Source organism: Streptomyces sp. NPDC059247 (genome assembly GCF_042754005.1).
Lineage (GTDB): Bacteria > Actinomycetota > Actinomycetes > Streptomycetales > Streptomycetaceae > Streptomyces.
This window is the reverse complement of sequence record NZ_JBHYZW010000009.1, coordinates 35683-56644: the sequence shown is the minus strand read 5'-3', so window position 1 is coordinate 56644 and position 20962 is coordinate 35683. Positions and strand designations below refer to the sequence as shown.

Genomic DNA, 20962 nt, shown 5'->3' with positions numbered 1-20962 from the left:
AAGGGCTCCGTTCCCGCTAGCGCGACGACGACGGGTGGACGACGTGGTTCCCGGCCCCCACGGCGCTCTCCGCGCCGTCCCCGGCGCGGGGCGCCCGCACGGAGCCGAGGAGCAGGCCGAGGATGTCGTGGTCGACCTCGTGACGGGCGGAGGGCCAGCCCGGCCCGCTCAGCGCCGCCTGCATGGCGGCGAGCAGCGGCGCCGGGACCTCTCCGGCGCTCCGCACCCGCTCGAACCACTCCGCGGGCTCCAGGACGTCCGATTCGGTGAGCCCGGTGTGGGACAGCAGTTCGTCCAGCGCGTACGTGCGGTGGACCACGACCGAGGATCCGGCGTCCCTGCCCGGGGCCGTGTCCAGACCCCTGAGCAGGGTCCCGGCCAGCGCGCCGACGTCGCAGACCGGCACGTGGCCGCTGAGCCGGGGCATCGTACCGATCCGGCGCGCGGTCTCGATCAGGGCCGTGAACCAGTCGTCCTTGAGGTGGTCGTGGTCCTCGGGCCGGTGTCCGTAGACCAGGCCGGGCCGGTAGTGGGAGACCGCGCACCCCAGGGCGGTCAGGGTGTCGATGTACTCCTCGCTGATCAGCTTCGACCGCGAGTAGGGGTCGCCCACCGAGGTGAGGGTCCCGGCCGACAGGGGGAGGAATTCCGTCCCGGCCGAAGCGGCCGAGAGGAAGGCGAAGGAGCGGGCCCCCAGCGCCGCGGCGGCCCGGACGACCAGCGCCGTGTTGCGCACGCTGCCGCCCATCTGGCTGTCGAGCGGCAGCAGGTGGTTGACCTGGTAGCCGCAGTGCACCACCGCGTCGAGGACGGGGCCGCGCCGCCGGTCCACCCACCGGGCCAGCTCCTCGTAGGTGATCCCCCGCACCCCGGCGTAGTCGGCCGCCTCCCGCCCGAACCGGGTGCGGTGCCCGGCGAGGACCCCGTCGGGGGAGCCGGTGCTGACGACCAGGACGGGACGGCCGACGGAGAGCAGCCGGTCGAGGACGTGCCCCCCGATGAAGCCGGACGCGCCGGTGAGGAGCACGATCCGGCCGCTGTCCCCGGCCCACGGCGCCGGCTCGTGCCGGGTGTCGTGCAGAAGCGCCGGAAGCTCGGCGCGCAGGGCGTCGCGTTCGGACACCACCCGGCGCAGCAGTGTCTCGACGGCGGACTCCGCCGGGGCGGCGGCCTCGCCGCGCAGATGGCGCAGGAAGGCGGCCGGAGCGAAGTCGTAGTCCATCGCGGCGAACGCGGCCTCGACGGCCTCCTCGCCGTACGTCTCGGAGAGTTTGACCTGGATCTGGATCATGGCGAGGGAGCTGCCGCCCGCGTCGAAGATCGAGGTGTCCGGGCCGATCTCCTGGCCCAGGACGGCGGTCACGACGTCGAGCACCCTCCGCAGCTCCGCCGTGTCCCCGTCAGCGGCGGCCACGGGGGACGCGAGCCGCTCCCGCAGGGCCCGGCGGTCCGGCTTGCCGCCGGAGGTCAGCGGGAGCGCGTCGACCAGCACGACCCGGTCGGGCACCTCCCAGACGGGGACCAGGGTCCTGATCCGGCCCATCAGCGACTCCTCGGTGACGTCGCCGCCCACGGCCGTGACCAGCAGGATCGTGGCGCCCTGCCGGACCAGCGTCACCTCCCGGTCCAGACGGTGGGCGAGCGTGGACTCGACATGGGCGAGGTTCACCCGGTGTCCGAGGCGCTTGACCTGCTCGTCCGTCCGCCCGACGTACACGAGGTGGCCGTCGTCGGCGAGGACCACGACGTCCCCGGTGGCGTAGGCGGGGGAACCGTCCACCGTTTCGAACACCTTGTTCTCGTCGGGACTCCCGCCCGCGTAGCCCAGCGCCACCCCGTCGCCCACGACGACGAGTTCACCGGTGCCCGTGGTGCCGAGGGCGCCCGTGTCAGGGTCGCGGACCAGGGCGCGGAAGCCGTCGACGGGAGTGCCGATGCTCGGTGTGAACTCGGTCAGTTCGGCCAGGGAGAAGCAGACGGTGGCCTCGGTCGGGCCGTACGCGTTGAACACCCGGCTGTACCGGGCCGCCTTGTGGTACTCGTTCTCGCCGAGGGCCTCGCCGCAGAACTCCACCTTCCGGATGCGCCGACGGGCTTCCTCGTCGAGCCGCGCGTAGACCGACGGCGACAGCATGGCCAGGTCGCAGCCGTGGGCGGCGAGGTGCCGTGAGACGGACCCCAGCCACGAGGCCTGGTCCCGGACCGGGACGACCAGCGTCGCCCCGGCGTACAGGGTGCCGAGGATCTCGCTGATGGAGGCGTCGAACGACAGCGACGCGAAGTGCAGGACCTCGTCGTCCGGTGTGATGTCGAGCAGCCGCCGCAGGGACCGGCACAGGTTGAGCAGACCGCCGTGTCCGACGTCGACCAGCTTGGGGTCGCCCGTCGAGCCCGAGGTGAAGATGGAGTACGCGACGCGGGAGCGGCCCTCCCCGGCCGGTCCGGCGGGGTCGTCCACCGGCCCGGGACCGGTGGGCCAGCCCACGTCACCGGCGTGCAGGGCCGGGACACCGGCCTTCTCCGCCCGCACCAGCGCCTCGCGGTCGAAGCAGACGAGGAGCGCCGCGTCCGAGACCCGGGCGAACTCCTCGAACCGGTCGGCGGGCAGGCCGGGGTTCATCGGCGTGTGGACGGCGTGGCTGCGCATCACGGCGAGGGCCCAGACGACGGCTTCCGCGGTGTGTTCCCCGGCGACCAGGACCCGGCGGCCCGCGGGGCACTCGCGGTCGATCCGGTCGGCGAGCGCGCCCGTGACCCGGTCGAGTTCCTCGTACGTCCAGCTCCGCCCGGCGGTCCGCAGCGCGGTCCGTCCACCATGGCGCCGGAAGAGGTCAGTCAGCAGATCCGGCAGTTTCACCACGTGCTCCCATTCGCTGGTCGAGTCGGTGGAGGATGTCGGCCGCGGTCTCCGGGGTGAGGAAGCCGCGCTTGTACTGCATACGCAACAGCGGCGGGCCCGGCCACGACCGGTCGGCGAGGAACTTGAGGTCCTCGAAGACGCGCGCGCTGCGGACCGGGACCCAGCGCCACAGGTCCGGCTCCGGACGCATGAACGTGGTGTCGGACACGACGATCCGGGGCATCCGGCCACTGGCGAACGCCTTGGCGAAGGTGCCGAGGTCGGACATGGTGAACCGGCCGAGGGACTCCTGCGCCTGCCGGGTCTCCGCGAAGTGCTCCGGGGTGTACGCCGTGGCGGGCCCGGCCGGTACGACGAGCGGCTTGATCTCGACGTAGTAGCCGCCCTTGGTCGCGAACTCCCAGCGGGAGTAGGGGTACTGCAGGACCATTCCGCCGCCGAGGGTGGGCAGCAGGGCGGCGGTGACGGCGCTGAGCAGTTCGTCGAAGGTGACGCCCTCACGGAGCGGGAGCCACTCCTCCACCGACGCGGAGATCGTCGGGATGCCCTTGCGGCCCGGCGTGGGCAGCTCGCCGAGGGCCCGGGTGACCTCCTCGGGGTCGGCCGCGGGCAGGGCCGCGTACTGCTTCGTGGTCCGCTCGTGGTGACGGTAGCGGGAGCCGGTCCTGGCCTGCGGGGCCTGGCCGCGCAGATACGCCCTGATGCGCTGGAGCAGGTCCACCACGTCGATCAGGTCGACGATCAGATGGCTGAACTTCACGAAGACGACGTACTCGCCGTTCGCCCGCGGCCAGTACGCGAGGTGCACCGCCTCGTCGAGCGCCAGGGGACGGCTGTTGTGGTGGGCGGTGACCAGGTCGGCCAGGTCGGCCAGGTCGTCGGGGGCGCCCCCGACCGGCCCCGGCCCCGCTTCGAGGGTGACGGCCACGTCCTCCTCCGCCACCTCGACCAGGTCCGACAGCGCCCGGGTGAGACCGAGCCGGGCGACGAACTCCCGCCAGCCCGCGGCGTCCGAGATCCGCCCGGGGTCCACGGTCCCGGCGAAGGCCGTGCACGGGTTGACGTCGCAGTCCATGCCGAGGTCGGCGAGGAATCCGTAGATGTCGCGGACGGCGACCGCGCCGGGGCGCAGACCTGCGCGGACGGTGGTGCCGGAGGAGCCGGAGGTCACGGGGTCACCGTCGTTCCCCAGCCGAACTCGACCTCGCCGAGGACGTCCATCTCCGTCAGGAGGGTGTGGATCCCCGAGTGGTCCTGCACGAGATGGGTGCCGCCCTGGGCCTCGCGCACCTCGGCGGCGGCCTTCTCCCAGCCGGGGACGCCCTCGAACGCGGCGATCGTCTCCCAGGTGGCGAAGTCGGGTGCGACGAACGCCTCCAGACCGGCCACGACCTTCTCCAGGAGGAAGCGGCGGCGGTCGGCCGGGAGGGCCTCGTACACCTGCTTCATCATCTCCCCGGAGATGGAGGCGTGGCAGTACTCGTCGCGGTTGTGCAGCTTCACCGTGGTGGAGTTGACGATCTGGATCCGCTGGTCGTCGGCGAGCAGGTCGAGGTAGGCGTTGATGGAGATCTCGGCGACCGTCGCGAAGCCCAGCGTGGTGAGGTTCCGCTGCCACGGCTCCTCGCAGCGGTCCAGGTGCTCCTGGTGGACCAGGGTGATGTGGGAGTCCGGCAGCACGCGGTCGGAGAAGTCGCTCCGGCGCATCCGGCGGGTCACCGCGCTGCCGTTGATGTGCATGAGCGTGTGGTACTGCTCGTCCACCATGGCCTGCGCGACGGCGAGTTCCAGCTGCTGGCCGCCGAGACCGGGGTACGCGCCGCCGATGACCAGCTCGAACGCCGGGTTGGCGATCCGCTGCTCGATCAGCACCGTGTTCCGGTTGTAGGCCACCCAGCCCCAGCTCAGCAGGCGCGACCGGGCCTCGTCGGAGAGGCGCTCCCAGACCGGGTGGGCCCGGAAGGGGACCATGTCGTCCCGGAAGTCCGGGCGCTCGGGGTCGAACAGGGCGTAGACGTCGGGTTCCTCGCGCTTCACGGCCGCGCGTCGGTGCCAGTTTCCGACGAGCCGGTCGATGACCGCGTTCTCGGCGGGGTCGTCCGGGTCGAAGGCCGGCAGCCCGCCGATCCGGACGTGCCCTTCGTCGTGCCTGGCCGCGCCGGATTTCTCGTCCGTGTGGTCACGCATGGCCCATCCCTTCCATCTCTTCCCTTTGCGGGCTCGGCCCTTTCCGGGACCGGCGTTGGTGAAGTCTGTGGACATCCACCGCCACCCGCAAGGGTGTGCAGTCCTTCGCGGTGTGCAACTGAATGAGCGGGACAGTTGAACACCCTCAGAGGTGAGGGGGATTCGCAGGACTCACCGTGGTCCGGCAGGTCTGAACGGCCTTGCGCCGACCAAGGGCCTATGACATAAAAATCCAGGCGTCGGGTCGGAGTGCCGACCGGCTGCCGACCGGATCGGCTCTTTCTTCAATGCTGGGCGGAGGTCTGAAAGTGACGGATCGAATCCAGAAGGTCGTCGTGGCGGCGCTCGACGAGATCAATCTGACACGTGAGGAGAAGATTCCCACCGATCATGTGCTCGACTTGTGTCTGTACGGTGATTCCGGTGTCTTCGAGTCGATGTACCTGGTGGCCTTCCTCTCGCTGGTGGAGGAGAACATCGAGGACGAGTTCGGCGCGGACGTCTCGCTCACGTCGGAGAAGGCGGTGTCCCGCCGGGTGAGCCCGTTCAGCAGCGTCCGCAGGCTGATCGGCTTCGTCGAGGAGGAGCTCGAACTCGCCGGCGTACACGGTTAGCGCAGGTCATCACTCTGATGATCCTCATGATCACCGGTACCAGGACCGGCATAGGCAAGGCCCTCGCGGAGCACTTCCTGGAGGCCGGACACGAGGTCGTCGGGTGCAGCAGAAGACCCGCGACCATCGAGCACCCCCGGTACCGGCACCACGAGGCGGACCTCGCGGACCCCGGCGCGACGAGGGAGATGTTCCGGCGGGTGCGGCGGGAGCAGGGCAGGCTCGACGCGCTGGTCAACAACGCGGGGACGTCGACGATGAACCATTTCATGACGATGCCCGACGAGACCTCCCGGAAGATTTTCGACATCAATTTCTTCGCGGTCCTCAACTGCTGCCGAGAGGCCGTCAAACTGTTACGGAAATCGACGGAGCAGAGTTCCGCGATCCTGAACGTCTCCACGGTCGCCGTTCCCTGGGCCCTCGAAGGACAGCTCGCCTATTCAGCAAGCAAAAGCGCGGTCGAACAGCTCGTACGGGTGATGAGCAAGGAGCTGTCCGCGTTCGGGATCAGGGTGAACGGAATAGGGCTTCCGCCCGTCCACACCGTCCTCACGAGAACGGTCCCCCGGTCCAAGATCGATGTGCTGATCGAGCGCCAGGCGATATCCAGGCAGTGCACGACGGCCGACATCGTGGGGCCGGTGGAATTCCTGATCGGCCGGCAGTCGGAGTTCATCACCGGCGAGACGCTCTACCTTGGGGGTGTGCACTGAATGCGTGACGAACTGGTGCGGAGGTTCGAGGACTTCGGCACACGCACGGCGCTGTTCGACCACGGGACCGCCGTCACGTACGCGCAGCTCCTGAAGCGGATCCGCGCCCTCAGGGAGCGGCTGGCGCTGCACGGGGTGAGGCCCCGGGAGACCGTCGTCGTCCACGGCGACTACTCGCTGGACTCCGTGGCGACCCTGTTCGCGCTCCACCTGGGCAGGAACGTCGTCGTGCCGGTGGTGACGCTCACCGGCACGACCCTCGACACCCTCGTCGAGCACTGCCGTCCGGGACACCTGGTCAGGACGACCGAGAGCGGCGTCGAGATCCAGGACCTCGCGGAACCGGCGGCCACCACCGGCCCGGACACCGCCGAAGGGCCCGGGACCGTGCACGACAGGCTCGGCGACCCGGGAGCGGCGGGACTCGTCCTGCTCAGCAGCGGCAGCACCGGCGCGCCGAAGGTCATCCTCCACAACCTGGACGTCCTCGTCGACCAGAAGCTGGAGAAGCGGCCCCGCCGCCGGGAGAACGCCCTCAACATCCTCATGGTGCTGATGTTCGACCACATCGGGGGCATCAACTCGCTGCTCAGCACCCTCCTCGTCGGCGGGACCGCGGTCCTTCCCCGGCAGCGCACCCCGGACGAGATCTGCGCCCTGATCGAACGCCACCGGATCCTCGTCCTGCCCACCAGCCCGACCTACCTCAACCTGATGATGGTCGGCGGCTACCACCGCACGTACGACCTCAGCAGCCTGCGGCTGATCACGTACGGCACCGAGCCGATGTCCGACGAACTGCTCCGACGGGTCCACCGGACCTTCCCCGGGGTGAGGCTCCTCCAGACCTTCGGGACCAGCGAGACCGGCATCGCCACCACGACCAGCGAGTCGTCGAGCAGCACGTACTTCAAGATCTCCGGCGCCGGGGTGGAGCACCGGGTCGTCGACGGCGAACTCCAGCTCAGGAGCCGGACGCAGTTCCTCGGCTATCTGAACTACGACGACGACTCGCTGACCGAGGACCGCTGGTTCAGGACCGGCGACCTGGTCGAGGAGGCGGCCGACGGCTACCTCCGGATCAAGGGACGCGCCAAGGAGATCATCAACGTCGGCGGCGAGAAGCTCCTCCCGCTCGAACTCGAGTCGGTCCTCATGGGCAGTCCCCTCGTGGAGGACTGCGTCGTGTACGGCAGCCCGAACGCGATCACCGGCCAGTCCGTCTGCGTGGACGTCAAACCCCGGGGCCCGCTCACCCGTGCGGAGCTCCGCAGGCACGTGACGGAGTTCCTCTCCGGCCGGGTCGAACCGTTCAAGATGCCCTCGAAGATCAATGTGGTCGACACGATCGGGATGTCGGACCGCATGAAGAAGCTGCGGTCCCGGCCGAGCGCCGACGGAGAGTGAACACCCTCCCCGTCCGCGTCCTCCCCCCGTCCGCACCCGCGCGCCGGTCCCGTCCGGCGGCGCCCCGTTCCCAACCGGCTCCGTGCCGCCCCGGCCCGGAGTCCCGTCAGCCCGTCCCCGTCCCAAGGAGTACGTGATGGCACGATCGAAGGTGGCGATCATCGGTGGAGGGCCGGCCGGCAGTGTCGCGGGCCTCACCCTGCACAAGCTCGGCCACGACGTCACGATCTACGAGCGGTCCGCCTTCCCCCGGTACCGCATCGGTGAGTCGCTGCTGCCCGGCACGATGTCGATCCTCAACCGGCTCGGTCTCCAGGAGCGGATCGACGCGCAGAACTACGTCAAGAAGCCCTCGGCGACCTTCCTCTGGGGCCAGGACCAGGCACCCTGGACCTTCTCCTTCGCCGCCCCCAAGGTCACGCCCTGGGTCTTCGACCACGCCGTCCAGGTCAACCGCGGCCAGTTCGACAAGCTCCTCCTCGACGAGGCCCGCAGCCGGGGCGTGACCGTGCACGAGGAGACCCCCGTCACCGACGTGGACCTGTCCGACCCGGACCGGGTGGTCCTGACGGTGCGGCAGGGCGGCGAGAGCGTCGTCGTCGAGAGCGACTTCGTCATCGACGCCGGTGGCTCGGGAGGTCCCCTCACCCGCAAGCTCGGCGTGCGCCAGTACGACGAGTTCTACCGGAACTTCGCGGTCTGGTCGTACTTCAAGCTGAAGGACCCCTTCGAGGGGGACCTGAAGGGCACCACGTACTCGATCACCTTCGAGGACGGCTGGGTCTGGATGATCCCGCTCAAGGGCGACCTGTACAGCGTCGGACTCGTCGTGGACCGCTCGAAGTCCGCCGAGGTGCGCGAACAGGGCGCCGACGCCTTCTACTCGGCCACGCTCGCGAAGTGCGCCAAGGCCATGAAGATCCTCGACGGCGCGGAGCAGGTCGACGAGGTGCGGATCGTCCAGGACTGGTCCTACGACACCGAGGTGTTCTCCGCCGACCGCTTCTTCCTCTGCGGTGACGCCGCCTGCTTCACCGACCCGCTGTTCTCGCAGGGCGTGCACCTGGCCTCGCAGTCGGCCGTCTCCGCCGCCGCCGCCATCGACCGCATCACCCACCACGGGGAGGAGCGGGACGCGGTGCACGCCTGGTACAACCGCACCTACCGCGAGGCGTACGAGCAGTACCACCAGTTCCTCGCCTCCTTCTACACCTTCGCCTCCTTCACCGAGCCCGACTCGGAGTTCTGGCGCAAGCGCCGCATCACCGAGTCCGACGACGACCGGCTGACCCGCAGGACGTGGTTCGAGAGCCTGGTGGGCAACGGCCCCGAGGACTCCGGCGGCACGGTGACGTCCTTCCGGGACCGGGCGTCCACGATGATCTCCATCGGCCGCCACCAGCGCCCCGAACTCAGCGACGAGTTCAGCGAGAGCGAGCTGAACCCGGCGCGGGTCCGCTGGATCAGCGACCTCACCAAGCAGCTGAACAGCATCAGCCGCTTCCGGTGGACCGGCGGCAAGGCCGTCCTCAAGCCGCACTACCGGGTCGAGCCGCTCGGCTTCCGGCTGGAGCAGCGGGAGGTCCTGGCCAACGGGGACGGGACCGACATGGCCCAGTACCCGATGGACGAGGAGGCCCGGCAGGTCTTCCAGGACCTCGCCGAGGAGGAGTTCGGCTACAAGACCCTCGTCAAGCGCCTCGGCGCCGTCGGCAGGCAGGAGCTGAGCACCCAGATCGTCGTCCGGCTGATGGAGTCGGGTCTCCTCACCGGATACGACGACCGGGGCGACCGGGTCCTCGTCCAGGGCCGGCTCCACTTCGGCGGCGTCGGCGTCGAGTACGAGGTCTGACGCCCCCCGCCGCCGCCGGGGCACCGCCCCTCCGCACCGGCCCCCTCCGGCCGGAGGGGCCGGTGCCCCGGCGGTCCCATCCACCCTCGCGCCCCAAGGAGGCGGCCCGGTGAAGCACACGAGCATAGGGGGCCTGAAGGTCTCCAGGATCGGCCTGGGGACCATGGGCATGTCCTTCGGCTACACGGGATCCGGCACCGACGACGCGGCATCCGTCCGCGCCCTGCACCGGGCCCTCGACCTCGGGGTGACCTTCCTCGACACCGCCGAGATCTACGGGCCCTACACCAACGAACTGCTCGTCGGCCGGGCGGTCCGAGGCCGGCGCGACCAGGTGGTGCTCGCCACGAAGTTCGGCCTGGTCTCCCACGCGGGCGGCGGCCCGGGAAGGCTCGACAGCGGTGCGGCGAACGTCCGCGCGGCCGTGGAGGGTTCGCTGCGGCGGCTCGGGACCGACCACCTCGACCTCTGCTACCAGCACCGCGTCGATCCCGGCGTCCCGATCGAGGAGACGGTCGGGGCCCTCGCCGACCTCGTCGCCGAGGGCAAGGTCCGCCACATCGGCCTCTCCGAGGCAGGGCCCGCCACGATCCGCCGCGCGCACGCCGTCCACCCGGTCGCCGCGGTCCAGTCCGAGTACTCCCTGTGGACCCGGGACCCGGAGGAGGCCGTGCTGCCGGTCCTGAGGGAACTGGGCATCGGGTTCGTGGCGTACTCGCCGCTCGGCCACGGCTTCCTCACCGGCGCGGTCCGCTCCGCCGGGAGCTTCGACGCCTCCGACCTCCGGGCGGACAATCCGCGCTTCACCGCGGAGAACCTCCCCCGGAACCTGCGGATCGCCGACGAGATCGCGGCCGTCGCCGCCGAGGCCGGTGCCACCCCGGCGCAGGTGGCCCTCGCCTGGCTGCTCGCCCGGGGGGAGGACGTCGTGCCCATCCCCGGCAGCCGCAGGGCCGCCCGCGTCGAGGAGAACACGGCGGCCACCGGGGTCCGGCTGGACCCCGGACTGCTCGCCCGGCTCGACGCCCTCCCGCCCGCCGAGGGCGGGCACCACACGGAGGAGCAGATGCTGATGATGGACCGCTCGTAGCGCCGGGCCCTCAGCCCGTCTCGTAGGGCCGGGCCCTCAGTACGTCTCGTGGGGCCCGGCCCTCAGTACGTGAGGATTCCCGGGTCCGTCGTGCCCGGCGCGCCCGTCTCCACGTGGCCCGCGAGGCGACGGAGGTAGTCCGGGGCCGCCGGGGACGTGACGGTCACGTCGTACCAGCGGGACGAGGAGGCCAGCGGGACGGTGTGGGTGACCGTCCCGCCCTGGGGGATCCGCAGGGTCCACCGGTCGTTCGCGTAGGCGTGGGTGACGGTCACGGTCGTGGCCGGGCCCGTGTGGGTGAAGGTCAGGCCGAGGTCGCCGGTGGTGGCGTCGTGGCGGGCGGTGACCTCGGGGACCGCCGTCCTCCCGGGGGAGCGGAAGCGGCGGAGGAAGCCGTTGGGGCCGTGGACCGTGAGGTCGGTGAGGCCCTTGGAGTACGTGGTGTTCCAGGTGTCCGTGATCGTCCGGCCCGCCTCCGTCGTGTACGTCCAGGGGGCGTCCGTGCGGTTCGCCGAGGTCACGTGGAACTGCGCGCCCGCCGAGGGGCCGCCGGAGAAGGTGAGGCGGTAGGTGCCCGCCGTGGTGTCGGCGGCGCCGTCGGCGTACGGCGCGTACTTCAGGGGGCGGGTCCGCTTGGCGCCGGGCTCCTGCCGGGGCATGGACCCGGTCGCGGGGGCGGTGGCGGGGAAGTCGGGGTGCCGGTTCCCGTCCGGCGGGCGGTAACCGGCGGTCGGCGGCAGCACGGCGGCCGAGGTGTCCGTGCGCGTGAAGTCGAACGCCGAGGTCAGATCGCCGCAGACGGTCCGCCGCCAGGGCGAGATCTGGGGCTCGCGGACACCGAAGCGCTGCTCGACGAAGCGGATGACCGAGGTGTGGTCGAAGGTCTCGGAGCAGGTGTAACCGCCGGTGGACCAGGGGGAGACGACGATCATCGGGACGCGCGGGCCGAGGCCGTACGGTCCGGCGACGCGGCCGGTTTTCCCGGGGAAGTGGTCGAGCCCGGTCGCCACGGTGGACAGGCCCTGGGCGGCGGAGCCGGGGACGTAGGGCGGGACGACGTGGTCGAAGAAGCCGTCGTTCTCGTCGTAGGTGAGGAACAGGGCGGTACGGGCCCACACGTCCGGGTCGGAGGTGAGCGCGTCCAGGACCTGTGCGATGTACCAGGCGCCGTAGTTCGAGGGCCAGTTGGCGTGTTCGGAGAAGGCCTCGGGGGCGGCCATCCAGGAGACCTGGGGCAGCTTTCCGCCCTGGACGTCGGCCCGCAGCCGGTCGAAGAGGCCCTCGCCCGCCTTGGCGTTCGTGCCGGTGCGGGCCTTCTCGTACAGCGGGTCGCCGGGCCGGGCGTCGCGGTAACTGGTGAAGTAGAGGAGCGAGTTGTCGCCGTAGTTGCCCCGGTGGGCGTCGTCGATCCAGCCCCAGGAACCGGCCGCGTCCAGGCCGTCGCCGATGTCCTGGTAGACCTTCCAGGAGATCCCGGCCGCCTCCAGGCGCTCGGGGTAGGTCTTCCAGCCGTAGCCCGCCTCGGCGTTGTCGAGGACCGGGCCGCCGCCCGTCCCGTCGTTGCCGGTGTGACCGCTCCACAGGTAGTAGCGGTTCGGGTCGGTCGAGCCGATGAACGAGCAGTGGTAGGCGTCGCAGATCGTGAACGCGTCGGCGAGGGCGTAGTGGAAGGGGATGTCCTCGCGGGTGAGGTACGCCATCGTGGCCGGGGTCTTGGCGGGTATCCACTGGTCGTAGCGGCCCTTGTTGAAGGCCTTCTGGCCGCCCGCCCAGTCGTGGTTGAGGCCCTGGAGGAACTCCATGCCGAGGCGGTCGCTCGGGGGGCGGAAGGGGAGGGTGACCTTCTTGCCGTCGGACTGGTGCCACACCGGGTTCCCGCTCGGCAGGGTCACCGGCCGGGGGTCGCCGAAGCCGCGCACGCCCTTCAGCGCGCCGAAGTAGTGATCGAAGGAACGGTTCTCCTGCATCAGGACGACGATGTGCTCGACGTCCTGGATCGTGCCGGTGGAGCCCTGCGCCGGGATCGCGGCGGCCCGCGCGATGCTCTCCGACAGGAGGGTGAACGCGGCCGTTCCGCCCGCGAGCTGGAGGAAGCGGCGACGGTCGAGTGCGGCCATGGGGGGACTCCTCCGGAGGGGGTACGGGTACGGGGCGGGTGCGCGCGGGACGGCCGGGCGTCTGCCCGGCGGGCGCCCCAAGGACAGCGCCCGTGGGCCACTGCCCGGCGGCCGTCCCATGACTGCCCGGCGTACGGCGGACGAACCCCTCGTGCGCCCGCCCCTCCCGCCTCTCCTGCTCCCTCCCGCCCCTCGCGTCTCGTCCCTTCTCGGGGCCTCCGTGGCCTCCGGTCCCCGGAGAGCCCCGGCGCGCGGGGGCGCGTCGGGGCTCTCGTACGAACGGGGGCGGCTGCGGGGAGGGTTACTCGACGACGAGCTCGACCGCGATGTTGCCCCGGGTCGCCTTCGAGTACGGGCAGAAGGCGTGGGTCTTCTCCAGGAGGGCGCGGCCCGCCTCGCCCTGGAGGTGCTCGGGGAACTCGGCGCGCATCACGACGGCGAGGCCGAAGCCGCCGTCGGCGGGGTCCTTGCCGATCGTGACCTCCGCGGTGATCGAGGCGTCGGTGACGTCGATCTTCTCCTGGCGGGCGATCAGCTGCATGGCGCTGGCGAAACAGGCCGCGTATCCGGCGGCGAAGAGCTGCTCGGGGTTGGTGCCCCGGCCGTCGCCCCCGAGCGCCCGCGGGTGGGCGAGGGCGAGGTCGATGTGGCCGTCGGAGCTGACGGCGCGGCCCTCGCGGCCGTTGGCGGTGGCGACGGCGGTGTAGATGGCGTCCATGGTTCTCGTCCTGTCCTCGGGAGGTCCGGAAGGTTCGGGAGATTCGTGAGGTCCGTGAGGTCCGTGAGGTCCGGGAGGTCCGGAAAGCGGTGACCCTCCGGTGCGGTGGCCCGCCCGCGCGGTGACCTCGGTCGCGGTGGCCCTCTGTCGTGCCCGCCCTCTATTGATAGCGCACAATTCAATTGTGCACAACTCAATCGTGGGTGAAGGGTCTCGCGTATCCTGGCGGCATGGAGACGCCCGCCACGGTCCCGGACGAGGACTTCCTCCGGCTCGACCACCAGATCTGCTTCGCGCTGCACGCGGCCACCCGCGCCTTCAACGGCGTCTACCGCGACGCCCTCAAGGACCTCGGGCTCACCTACCCCCAGTACCTCGTCATGCTGGTGCTCTGGGAGCACGGCGAACTGCCCGTGAAGGGCATCGGCGAACGCCTCCGCCTCGACTCCGGCACCCTGTCGCCGCTGCTCAAGCGGCTGGAGGCGGCCGGACACGTCGAGCGCCGCCGCAGCCCCGAGGACGAGCGGTCCGTCACCGTCCGCCCCACCGCAGAGGGCGCCGCCCTCAAGGAGCGGGCCCTCGGCGTCCCCCGCCGCATCGCGGCGGCCACCGGTCTGCGCCTCGAAGAGGTCCGTGACCTGCGCGACCGCCTCGACGAGCTGACCGCCCGGCTGGACCGCTCCGATCACTCCGCCCCGGACGGCCCCGCCCCCTGCGCCTCGGGCGGCTGACCGGCCCACCGTCGTGGACCGGCCGGTGCGACGGACGCGCGCGCGTGGTTCAGGCCGAGCAGTACGCAGACGTCCGTGAGCAGCGGCACGTGATACGCCAGGGGCCTCGGACCGGCCTGGTCGGGACGCGAGACGAACCCGCCGTCGGGGAGCTGCCGGTCCAGGAGGTGGCGCACCGCCCGTTCCGTCGCACCCACCGCCGACGGCAGTGCGGGTGTCCTGGCGACCCCGATCAGCGCGTACGCGGTGCTGATCGGGTCGCTCGGGTCGCTCGGCACGTGCCCCCAGCCGCCGTCGGCGTTCTGGGTGTCCACGAGCCGCGCCACCGCCCGCGTCCGGGCCCGCGCGACCCCGGCGAGCGCCGGGTGGCCCGGCGCGGCGGCCAGGAAGGAGTCGTACGCGAGGACCGCGCGGAACAGGGCGTTGCTCTCGTTGAGGCTCCAGCTCCGCTCGAAGGGCCCGGCTGCCTCCTGGCGGTCCGTGATGAACCGGACCGCGTCCGCCACCACCCGCCGGTACGCGGGTTCGGGAGCCAGCGCGTTCACCGCCGCCGCCGTCATCGCCACCTCCGACGCGGTGCCCGGCTCGAAGGTGGGGAAGCCGCCGTCCCCGCCGTGCCGCGCCAGCAGGTACCGCTCGCCCGCCACCACCTCCGCGCCGCACCGCTCCGGGGCCGTCGCTCGCAGGAACTCCACGCAGTACGAGGTGTCGTCCACGTCGCTCTGGGTGACGCCCCGCTCGAACCCCCAGCCCCCGTCATGGTTCTGATGGCTCGTCAGTGCGGACGCCAGGGCCCGGAGGGTGGGCGCGGGCGCTCCCGCCCCGGCCAGGGCGAGCCCGCCGGTCGCCGTCGCGAAGACGTCCATGCCGGTGATGAACGGCAGCCCGCCGTCCGCGCGCAGCTCCCTCCACAGGTCCCGCGCCCGCGCCCGTACCGCCGCCGCGTACCGGGACCGGTGCCGCAGCGCGAGCAGCGCGAGCATCCGGGCGAGATGGTTGCCGTACGGGGGAGGGCCCGGCAGCGCGGAGGGGGCGAGCGCCCGCCAGTCGTCCTCGGTGACGAGCCGGGGCGAACCGGTGCCGAAGGCGTGGAGGACCTTCAGCGCGGCCATCTCCGTGATCAGCCAGTGCTGCTGACCGCGCGCGTCGAAGGCCCGGCCGGGGGAGGGGAGCCGAGGGAAGGGGTGCGCTCCCAGCTCGGCCAGGACGATCTGGAACATCAGACGCTTGCGCCCGGCCGTGAAGTGGTCGAAACCGCCGAGCAGCCGGGTCAGCGCGGCCGGCCCGTCCACGTACTCGCCCATCGCCGCGCGGGCCGCCGCCTCCTGCAGCGGGTCCGGCGCGCCCTCGTCCAGGGCGGTCTTGAGCCGACGGGTCAGGCGCTCCTGGGCGTCCGGGTCGGTGCCGGTCACGGTGAGCAGCCGCAGCGCGAGCGCCGATTCCAGGAGGCGGCTGTCGCAGGGGGCGTGGAGCAGCCCGTCGGCTCCCGCCGCCGCCATCAGGCGTCCGGCGAGCCGGGCCCGCGCGCGGTCGAGGCGGCCGTCCGCGGCCACCGTCCCCGACCGGGTCCCGGGGACGGCGAGGGGTGCCCCCGCCAAGGGTGGCGCGCAGTGCGTCATGTGCGGGTGTCCTTCATGTGCGGGTGTTCTTCGTGGGGGTGTTCTTCGCGGGGTGCGGGGGTGCGGGGATGCGGTGCGGTGCCGTGGCCGGTCTGCGGTCTGCGGTCTGCGGTGGCCGGTGTGGTTCGCGGGCGTTTCGCCCGTACGGGGTGAGGGGGCGGGTCAGAGGGGGAAGAGGCGTCTCACCGCGTCCGCTCCGGCCGGGACCAGGGGCGCGTAGCCGCCCGTGGCGATCGTGAGGGGGGCGACGAAACCGCACCAGGCGACCTCGTCCGGGGCGGGCCGGGGCGGCCGGTCGGCCACCCAGCGGTGGACCGTCAGGAAGCAGGCGCCGTGCGGGTCGTCCACGCGCACCCGGTACGCCTCGGCGAGACCGTCCACCGGCTCCCAGCCCAGCTCCTCCCGCAACTCCCGCAGGGCCGCCGCCCGGTATCCCTCGCCGGTCCGCACCGCCCCGCCGACCAGTACGTCGTAGTGGTCCGGGTAGGCCTCGGCCGTGGGCATCCGGCGGTAGAGGAGGACCCGGCCCGCGCGGTCGGTGCAGACGGTGGCCGCGTACCGGCGGAGCAGTCCGGGCGGCTGGGCGGTCCTGCGGCCCTGGGCGACGACCCGGTCCCCGGGGTCCACGTAGTCGATCCACTCGTGGGCGTGCGCGTTCACGTCCGCGCACGCACGCGCGGGCGGGGACGCGCGGGGCGAGGGCCGGTGCCGTACACCGGGACGCCCCCGGCGGCCGTCCTCCCGGCGTCGGCCGGTCGCCGGGCCCGGTGGGGGCGCTCGGCGAACCGGCCGCCCCCCGGGTCCGGCGCCCCGCGCGTCCGGCGGGGCTCCGTGGCCGGTGCCGCGTCCCGTCCGCCCCGGCGGAATCCGGTGAACCGCCCCAGGGCGGGGGTCGGCCGCGACGACGGACGGTCCGGAGGCCCTCCGGAGACACCCCGGGCCACCACGGCACCACCACCGGGGAAACCGGGAGGCGCGTCGGCGGACACGGTGCCGGACGTACCGCCGGGCGTCACGCTGTGGGGTCCGCCGTGCGTACGGCCGGATCTGCCGTCGCGGGTCCCGCCGGACCTGCGACCGGACGGGATGTCGGGCGTACCGCCAGGCAGCACACCACGGGTTCCGCCAGGTAGCACGCCACGGGTTCCGCCGGGCGGGCCGCAGGACTCGCCGTCGTGGGTCCCGCCGGGCCCGCGACCGGACAGGGCGTCGGACGTACCGCCAGGCAGCACGCCATGGGTTCCGCCGGACGTACCGCCAGGCGGCATCGCGCCATGGGTTCCGCCGGGCCCTACGCCGAGCGGCGGTATGCCGGGGCCACCGCTCGGCGTACCGCCGCGCAAGGGGTCGGCCACGCCCCCGTGGCCACGGCCCCGCGTGTCACCGGCCGGGCCCGTCGGCGTACCCCCCGACACACCGACCGTCACACTTCGCAATCGCATGATGACGTATCGTAGCGTCCCGTGCGATCTCCAGACCCTTCCCGGGGCTTCGGCGCCCCGGTGTCCGCAGGGGGAGCCGGGGGCATCCGGTGAGCTCCAAGAGGCTTGAGGGGAAAGGGTGTTCGGGGGGCGAAGGGCCCCTCGCCCCCGGCGCCTGGCCGCTCCTCGGGCACCTCCCGTACCTCGTCACCCGCCCCCTGGACTTCCTCGGCTCGCTCCCCGCGCACGGGGACGTCGTCCGGGTCCGCATGGGCCCCCGTACCGTCCATGTCGTCAGCGAACCCGCGCTCGTCCGCCGGGTCCTCACCGACCACCGGGGCTTCGACCGGGACGGCGTCCTCTACGACAAGGTCCGCGCCGTCCTCGGCAACGGACTCGCCACCTGCCCCCACGCCGAACACCTCTGGCAGCGCAGGACCCTCCAACCCGCCTTCCACCGCCGGTTCATGGACCGCCACACCGCCGTCATGACCGCCGAGATCCGGGCCCTCACCGACCGCTGGCGGTCCGGCGCGGTCGTGGACGTCACCGAGGAGGCGTTCCGGCTCACCACCGCCGTCGCCCTGCGCGCCCTGTTCTCCGCCGGTCTCGCCCCCGCCGCCGCCGAGGAACTGCGCGCCGCCCTCGACGTCCTGCTGCGCGGTGTCTACACCCGGGTCGTCGCCCCCGCCGTCGACCTGGTGCCCTCCCCGGCCCGCCGCCGCTACCGCCGCGCCCTCGCCGTCTGGCGGGCGGGGGTCGGCGCCCTCGTCACCGCCCACCGGGCGGCCGGGACCGACCGCGACGACGCCCTCTCGCTGCTCCTCGCCGCCCGCGACGACCGGGGACGGCCGCTCTCGGACGGCGAACTCGGCGACCAGGCCGCCACCTTGGTCCTGGCCGGTGCGGAGACCACCTCCTCGGTCGTCGCCTGGGGACTGCGGCTCCTCGCGGACCACCCCGGGCCCCGCGCCCGGCTGCGCGCGGAGGCCGACGCGGTGCTCGGCGGCCGTCCGCCCACCGGGGCCGATCTGCCCCGGCTGCCGTACGCCGGTGACGTCGTCCGCGAGGTGCTGCGGCTCTACCCGCCCGCCTGGGCCGTCGCCCGGACCGCCGTCCGCCCGGTGGAACTCGCTCCCGGAGTCGCCGTCCCGGCCGGTGGAACGGTCCTGTGCTGTCTGTACCTGGTCCACCGGCGGCCCGATCTGCACCGTGACCCGGCGCGCTTCGACCCGGACCGGTGGAGCGCGGGCGAGGTCCCGCGCGAGGCCTTCCTGCCGTTCGGGCTCGGCGCCACCAAATGCGTCGGCGACGCCTTCGGCACGGCCGAGGCCACCCTCGCGCTCGCCGCCGTCGCCGCCCGCTGGCGGCTGACCCCGGTCTCCGCCCGCCCGCCCCGCCCGGTCCCGCGCATCGTGCTCTCCCCGGGCCCCCAGCGGATGCTGCTCACCGCCAGAACGGGGAAGCCCGGACGGGAGCGGGAGCCGGAGGGGCGGTCCGCCGGGTAGCCGGGGCATCGGCGCCAGGCCCGTACAGCGGGGGCCGGTGGCCGTACAGCGGCAGGTCAGGGCCCCGCGTTCATCAAAACGTAAGGATCAAAATCCCAGAACGCCCCTATACTCGCCCCATGTCCGAGTTCACTGTCCGGCGCGCCACCGCCGAGGACGCGCCGAGGCTCACCCGGCTCGTCCGGACCTCCGGCGCCTATCGCGGAGACTACGCCTCGATGGTCGAGGGGTACCAGGTCGGCGGCACCTACATCGAGCACCACCACGTCTTCGTCGCCACCGACGCGGACGGCCGGGTCGTCGGGTTCTACGCGCTGCTCGTCGAGGACGCCGAGCTGGACCTCGCGTTCGTCGCCGACGGCGTCCAGGGCCTCGGCGTCGGACGGCTCCTCATGGAGCACATGACCGACCGGGCCAGGGCCGCCGGACTCCGTACCGTACGGGTCGTCGCGCACCCGCCCGCCGAGGAGTTCTACCTGCGCACCGGAGCCGTCCGCACCGGAACGGTACGACCCACCGGACACGTCCACTGGGACCGCCCCGAGCTGCGGTACGACATCGCGTGACCGCCACCCAGCCGCCCCCGGGACCCGGCTCCCGGCCGGAGGGGCCCGTCCCGGAACCCGTGGACCCCGGCCGCCGCAGGCTCTTCGCCGACCTCACCCCGCTGCGGACCTCGCCCGACTTCCGCAGGCTCTGGTTCGGCAGCGCCGCCTCCTGGGTCGGCCAGGGGATGACGACGCTCGCCGTCTCCCTCCAGGTCTACGACATCACCCGCTCGACCTTCTCCGTCGGGCTCGTCGGTCTGTTCTCGCTGGTCCCGCTCGTCGTCTTCGGGCTGTACGGCGGGGCGGTCGCCGACACCGTCGACCGCCGCAAGCTCGGCCTCTCCAGCGCCTGCGGCTCCGCCGTCCTGTCGGTCGCGCTCGCCGCCGCCGCGCTCGCCGGATTCCACCACGTCGGCTTCCTGTACGGGATCGTCGCCCTCCAGGCGGTCTGCGCCGCGCTCAACGCACCCGCCCGCTCCTCGATGATCCCCCGGCTGCTGCCGCCCGAGCAGCTGCGCGCCGCCAACGCCCTGAACTCGATGGTCACCACCTTCGGCACCCTCGTCGGGCCCAGCCTCGGCGGCCTGATCGTCGGCCTCGCCGGGTACCAGACCGCGTACCTCATCGACGCGGTCGCCTTCACCGCGAGCCTGTACGCGATGTGGCGGCTGCCGTCGATGCTCCCCGAACGGACCGGCGGGCGACGGGCCTCCGTCCTCGACGGGCTGCGCTTCCTCGCCACCCGCCCCAATCTGCGCATGACGTTCTTCTCCGACTTCTGCGCGATGATCCTCGCCCACCCCCGCGCCCTGTTCCCGGCCATCGCCGTCCTCTGGTACGGCGGGGACGCCAGGACCGCCGGACTCCTCGTGGCCGCGCCCGCGTTCGGCGCGCTGCTCGGCGGGGTCCTCTCCGGCTGGCAGGGCCGCGTCCGCCACCACGGGCAGGCGATCCTGATCGCCGTCGCCTGCTGGGGCGCCGCCATCGCCGTCTTCGGGCTCACCCGGAACCTGTGGCTGGGGCTGCTGTTCCTCGCCGTCGCGGGCTACTCCGACACCGTCTCGATGATCTTCCGGAACACGATGATGCAGGTCGCGGCGCCGGACGAGATGCGCGGCAGACTCCAGGGCGTGTTCATCGTGGTCGTCGCGGGAGGGCCCCGGCTCGGGGACTTCCTCGCGGGCTCCGTCGCCGGTCTGACCTCGCCCGCCGTGGCGATCACGGGCGGCGGGATCGCCTGCGTCCTCGCGGTCGGGGCCCTCTCCCTGTACGCGCGCGGCTTCCGGCGGTACGACGCGCTCGACCCGACTCCGTGACGGCGGGACCGGTCGCGGCGTGCCCGGCCCCGGCCCCAGCCCCGTGAGGCACCCGGCCCCGTGAGGCACCCGGCAGGCGGGCGGGCAGGTGGGTGGGCAGGCGGGCAGGCCGTGCCTGGGGCGTCCGGCTCGGCGGCCGTATGGTCCCGGACGGTCCCGTGCGGCCCCGAAAACCCCCGTACGGCCCGAACCGCCCTTCCCCGTCTGGCGGTTGACCGCCACGGCACATAACCGCCAGGGGCGACAGGCGTCAACTCC

Annotated in this window: 16 protein-coding genes; 9 read left to right on the top strand and 7 right to left on the bottom strand. The window is 72.6% G+C overall.

Annotated elements, in window-relative coordinates; translation table 11 throughout:
- Positions 1-16: 16 nt before the first annotated feature.
- From ACFXGN_RS18205 to ACFXGN_RS18195, 3 genes are read right to left on the bottom strand one after another with little or no spacing between them, the layout of a single operon-like run.
- Positions 17-2857: an AMP-binding protein gene (locus tag ACFXGN_RS18205; RefSeq protein ID WP_384859918.1), complete on the bottom strand. Its 2841-nt coding sequence runs from the start codon at positions 2855-2857 to the stop codon at positions 17-19.
- Positions 2832-4031 carry a hypothetical protein gene (locus ACFXGN_RS18200; protein ID WP_384859915.1) on the bottom strand — a complete coding sequence of 400 codons (1200 nt, stop codon included), beginning with the start codon at positions 4029-4031 and terminating at the stop codon, positions 2832-2834. The genes ACFXGN_RS18205 and ACFXGN_RS18200 overlap by 26 nt, the downstream gene beginning before the upstream one ends.
- Complete coding sequence (locus tag ACFXGN_RS18195; protein WP_384859912.1) at positions 4028-5047, bottom strand: diiron oxygenase; 1020 nt, start codon at positions 5045-5047, stop codon at positions 4028-4030. Before ACFXGN_RS18195 ends, ACFXGN_RS18200 begins: the two co-directional genes overlap by 4 nt.
- A 308-nt stretch (positions 5048-5355) precedes the next feature.
- On the opposite strand from ACFXGN_RS18195, the gene ACFXGN_RS18190 reads away from it, so the two are divergent.
- The 5 genes from ACFXGN_RS18190 to ACFXGN_RS18170 all read left to right on the top strand — a co-directional run bounded on the left by ACFXGN_RS18190 (position 5356) and on the right by ACFXGN_RS18170 (position 10726).
- Positions 5356-5661 (top strand): hypothetical protein, encoded by a 306-nt coding sequence (locus ACFXGN_RS18190; RefSeq protein WP_384859909.1) that lies wholly within the window; start codon positions 5356-5358, stop codon positions 5659-5661.
- A gap of 26 nt (positions 5662-5687) precedes the next feature.
- Positions 5688-6377: an SDR family NAD(P)-dependent oxidoreductase gene (locus ACFXGN_RS18185; RefSeq protein ID WP_384859906.1), complete on the top strand. Its 690-nt coding sequence runs from the start codon at positions 5688-5690 to the stop codon at positions 6375-6377.
- Positions 6378-7784 carry a class I adenylate-forming enzyme family protein gene (locus ACFXGN_RS18180; protein ID WP_384859903.1) on the top strand — a complete coding sequence of 469 codons (1407 nt, stop codon included), beginning with the start codon at positions 6378-6380 and terminating at the stop codon, positions 7782-7784.
- A 136-nt stretch (positions 7785-7920) separates the two neighbouring features.
- On the top strand, positions 7921-9636 hold the full coding sequence (gene cmlS, locus ACFXGN_RS18175; RefSeq protein ID WP_384859901.1) for a chloramphenicol-biosynthetic FADH2-dependent halogenase CmlS: 1716 nt from the start codon (positions 7921-7923) through the stop codon (positions 9634-9636).
- A gap of 109 nt (positions 9637-9745) precedes the next feature.
- Positions 9746-10726 carry an aldo/keto reductase gene (locus ACFXGN_RS18170; protein ID WP_384859898.1) on the top strand — a complete coding sequence of 327 codons (981 nt, stop codon included), beginning with the start codon at positions 9746-9748 and terminating at the stop codon, positions 10724-10726.
- A gap of 62 nt (positions 10727-10788) precedes the next feature.
- Here the strand turns inward: ACFXGN_RS18170 and ACFXGN_RS18165 are convergent, their stop codons facing one another.
- Both ACFXGN_RS18165 and ACFXGN_RS18160 read right to left on the bottom strand, forming a co-directional pair.
- Positions 10789-12843 (bottom strand): phosphocholine-specific phospholipase C, encoded by a 2055-nt coding sequence (locus tag ACFXGN_RS18165; RefSeq protein ID WP_384859895.1) that lies wholly within the window; start codon positions 12841-12843, stop codon positions 10789-10791.
- Between the two features lie 301 nt (positions 12844-13144).
- Complete coding sequence (locus ACFXGN_RS18160) at positions 13145-13561, bottom strand: organic hydroperoxide resistance protein (RefSeq protein ID WP_384859892.1); 417 nt, start codon at positions 13559-13561, stop codon at positions 13145-13147.
- 230 nt (positions 13562-13791) lie between these two features.
- Here ACFXGN_RS18160 and ACFXGN_RS18155 point away from each other — a divergent pair, with 230 nt between their 5' ends.
- Complete coding sequence (locus ACFXGN_RS18155; RefSeq protein ID WP_384859890.1) at positions 13792-14292, top strand: MarR family winged helix-turn-helix transcriptional regulator; 501 nt, start codon at positions 13792-13794, stop codon at positions 14290-14292.
- Here ACFXGN_RS18155 and ACFXGN_RS18150 read toward each other — a convergent pair.
- Positions 14247-15911 carry a prenyltransferase/squalene oxidase repeat-containing protein gene (locus ACFXGN_RS18150; RefSeq protein ID WP_384859887.1) on the bottom strand — a complete coding sequence of 555 codons (1665 nt, stop codon included), beginning with the start codon at positions 15909-15911 and terminating at the stop codon, positions 14247-14249. The two genes, ACFXGN_RS18155 and ACFXGN_RS18150, sit on opposite strands and share 46 nt — an antisense overlap.
- A 162-nt stretch (positions 15912-16073) precedes the next feature.
- Positions 16074-16571 (bottom strand): NUDIX domain-containing protein, encoded by a 498-nt coding sequence (locus ACFXGN_RS18145; RefSeq protein WP_384859885.1) that lies wholly within the window; start codon positions 16569-16571, stop codon positions 16074-16076.
- Between the two features lie 871 nt (positions 16572-17442).
- Between ACFXGN_RS18145 and ACFXGN_RS18140 the strand changes: the two genes are divergently transcribed.
- From ACFXGN_RS18140 to ACFXGN_RS18130, 3 genes are all read left to right on the top strand, one after another.
- Positions 17443-18840, top strand: coding sequence for a cytochrome P450 (locus tag ACFXGN_RS18140; RefSeq protein ID WP_384859883.1), 1398 nt, complete (start codon positions 17443-17445; stop codon positions 18838-18840).
- Between the two features lie 119 nt (positions 18841-18959).
- Entirely contained in the window at positions 18960-19406 is a 447-nt protein-coding gene (locus tag ACFXGN_RS18135; protein WP_384859880.1) for a GNAT family N-acetyltransferase, read from the top strand.
- Positions 19407-19465: 59 nt separating this feature from the next.
- Positions 19466-20704 carry an MFS transporter gene (locus ACFXGN_RS18130; RefSeq protein WP_384860379.1) on the top strand — a complete coding sequence of 413 codons (1239 nt, stop codon included), beginning with the start codon at positions 19466-19468 and terminating at the stop codon, positions 20702-20704.
- Positions 20705-20962: the final 258 nt, after the last annotated feature.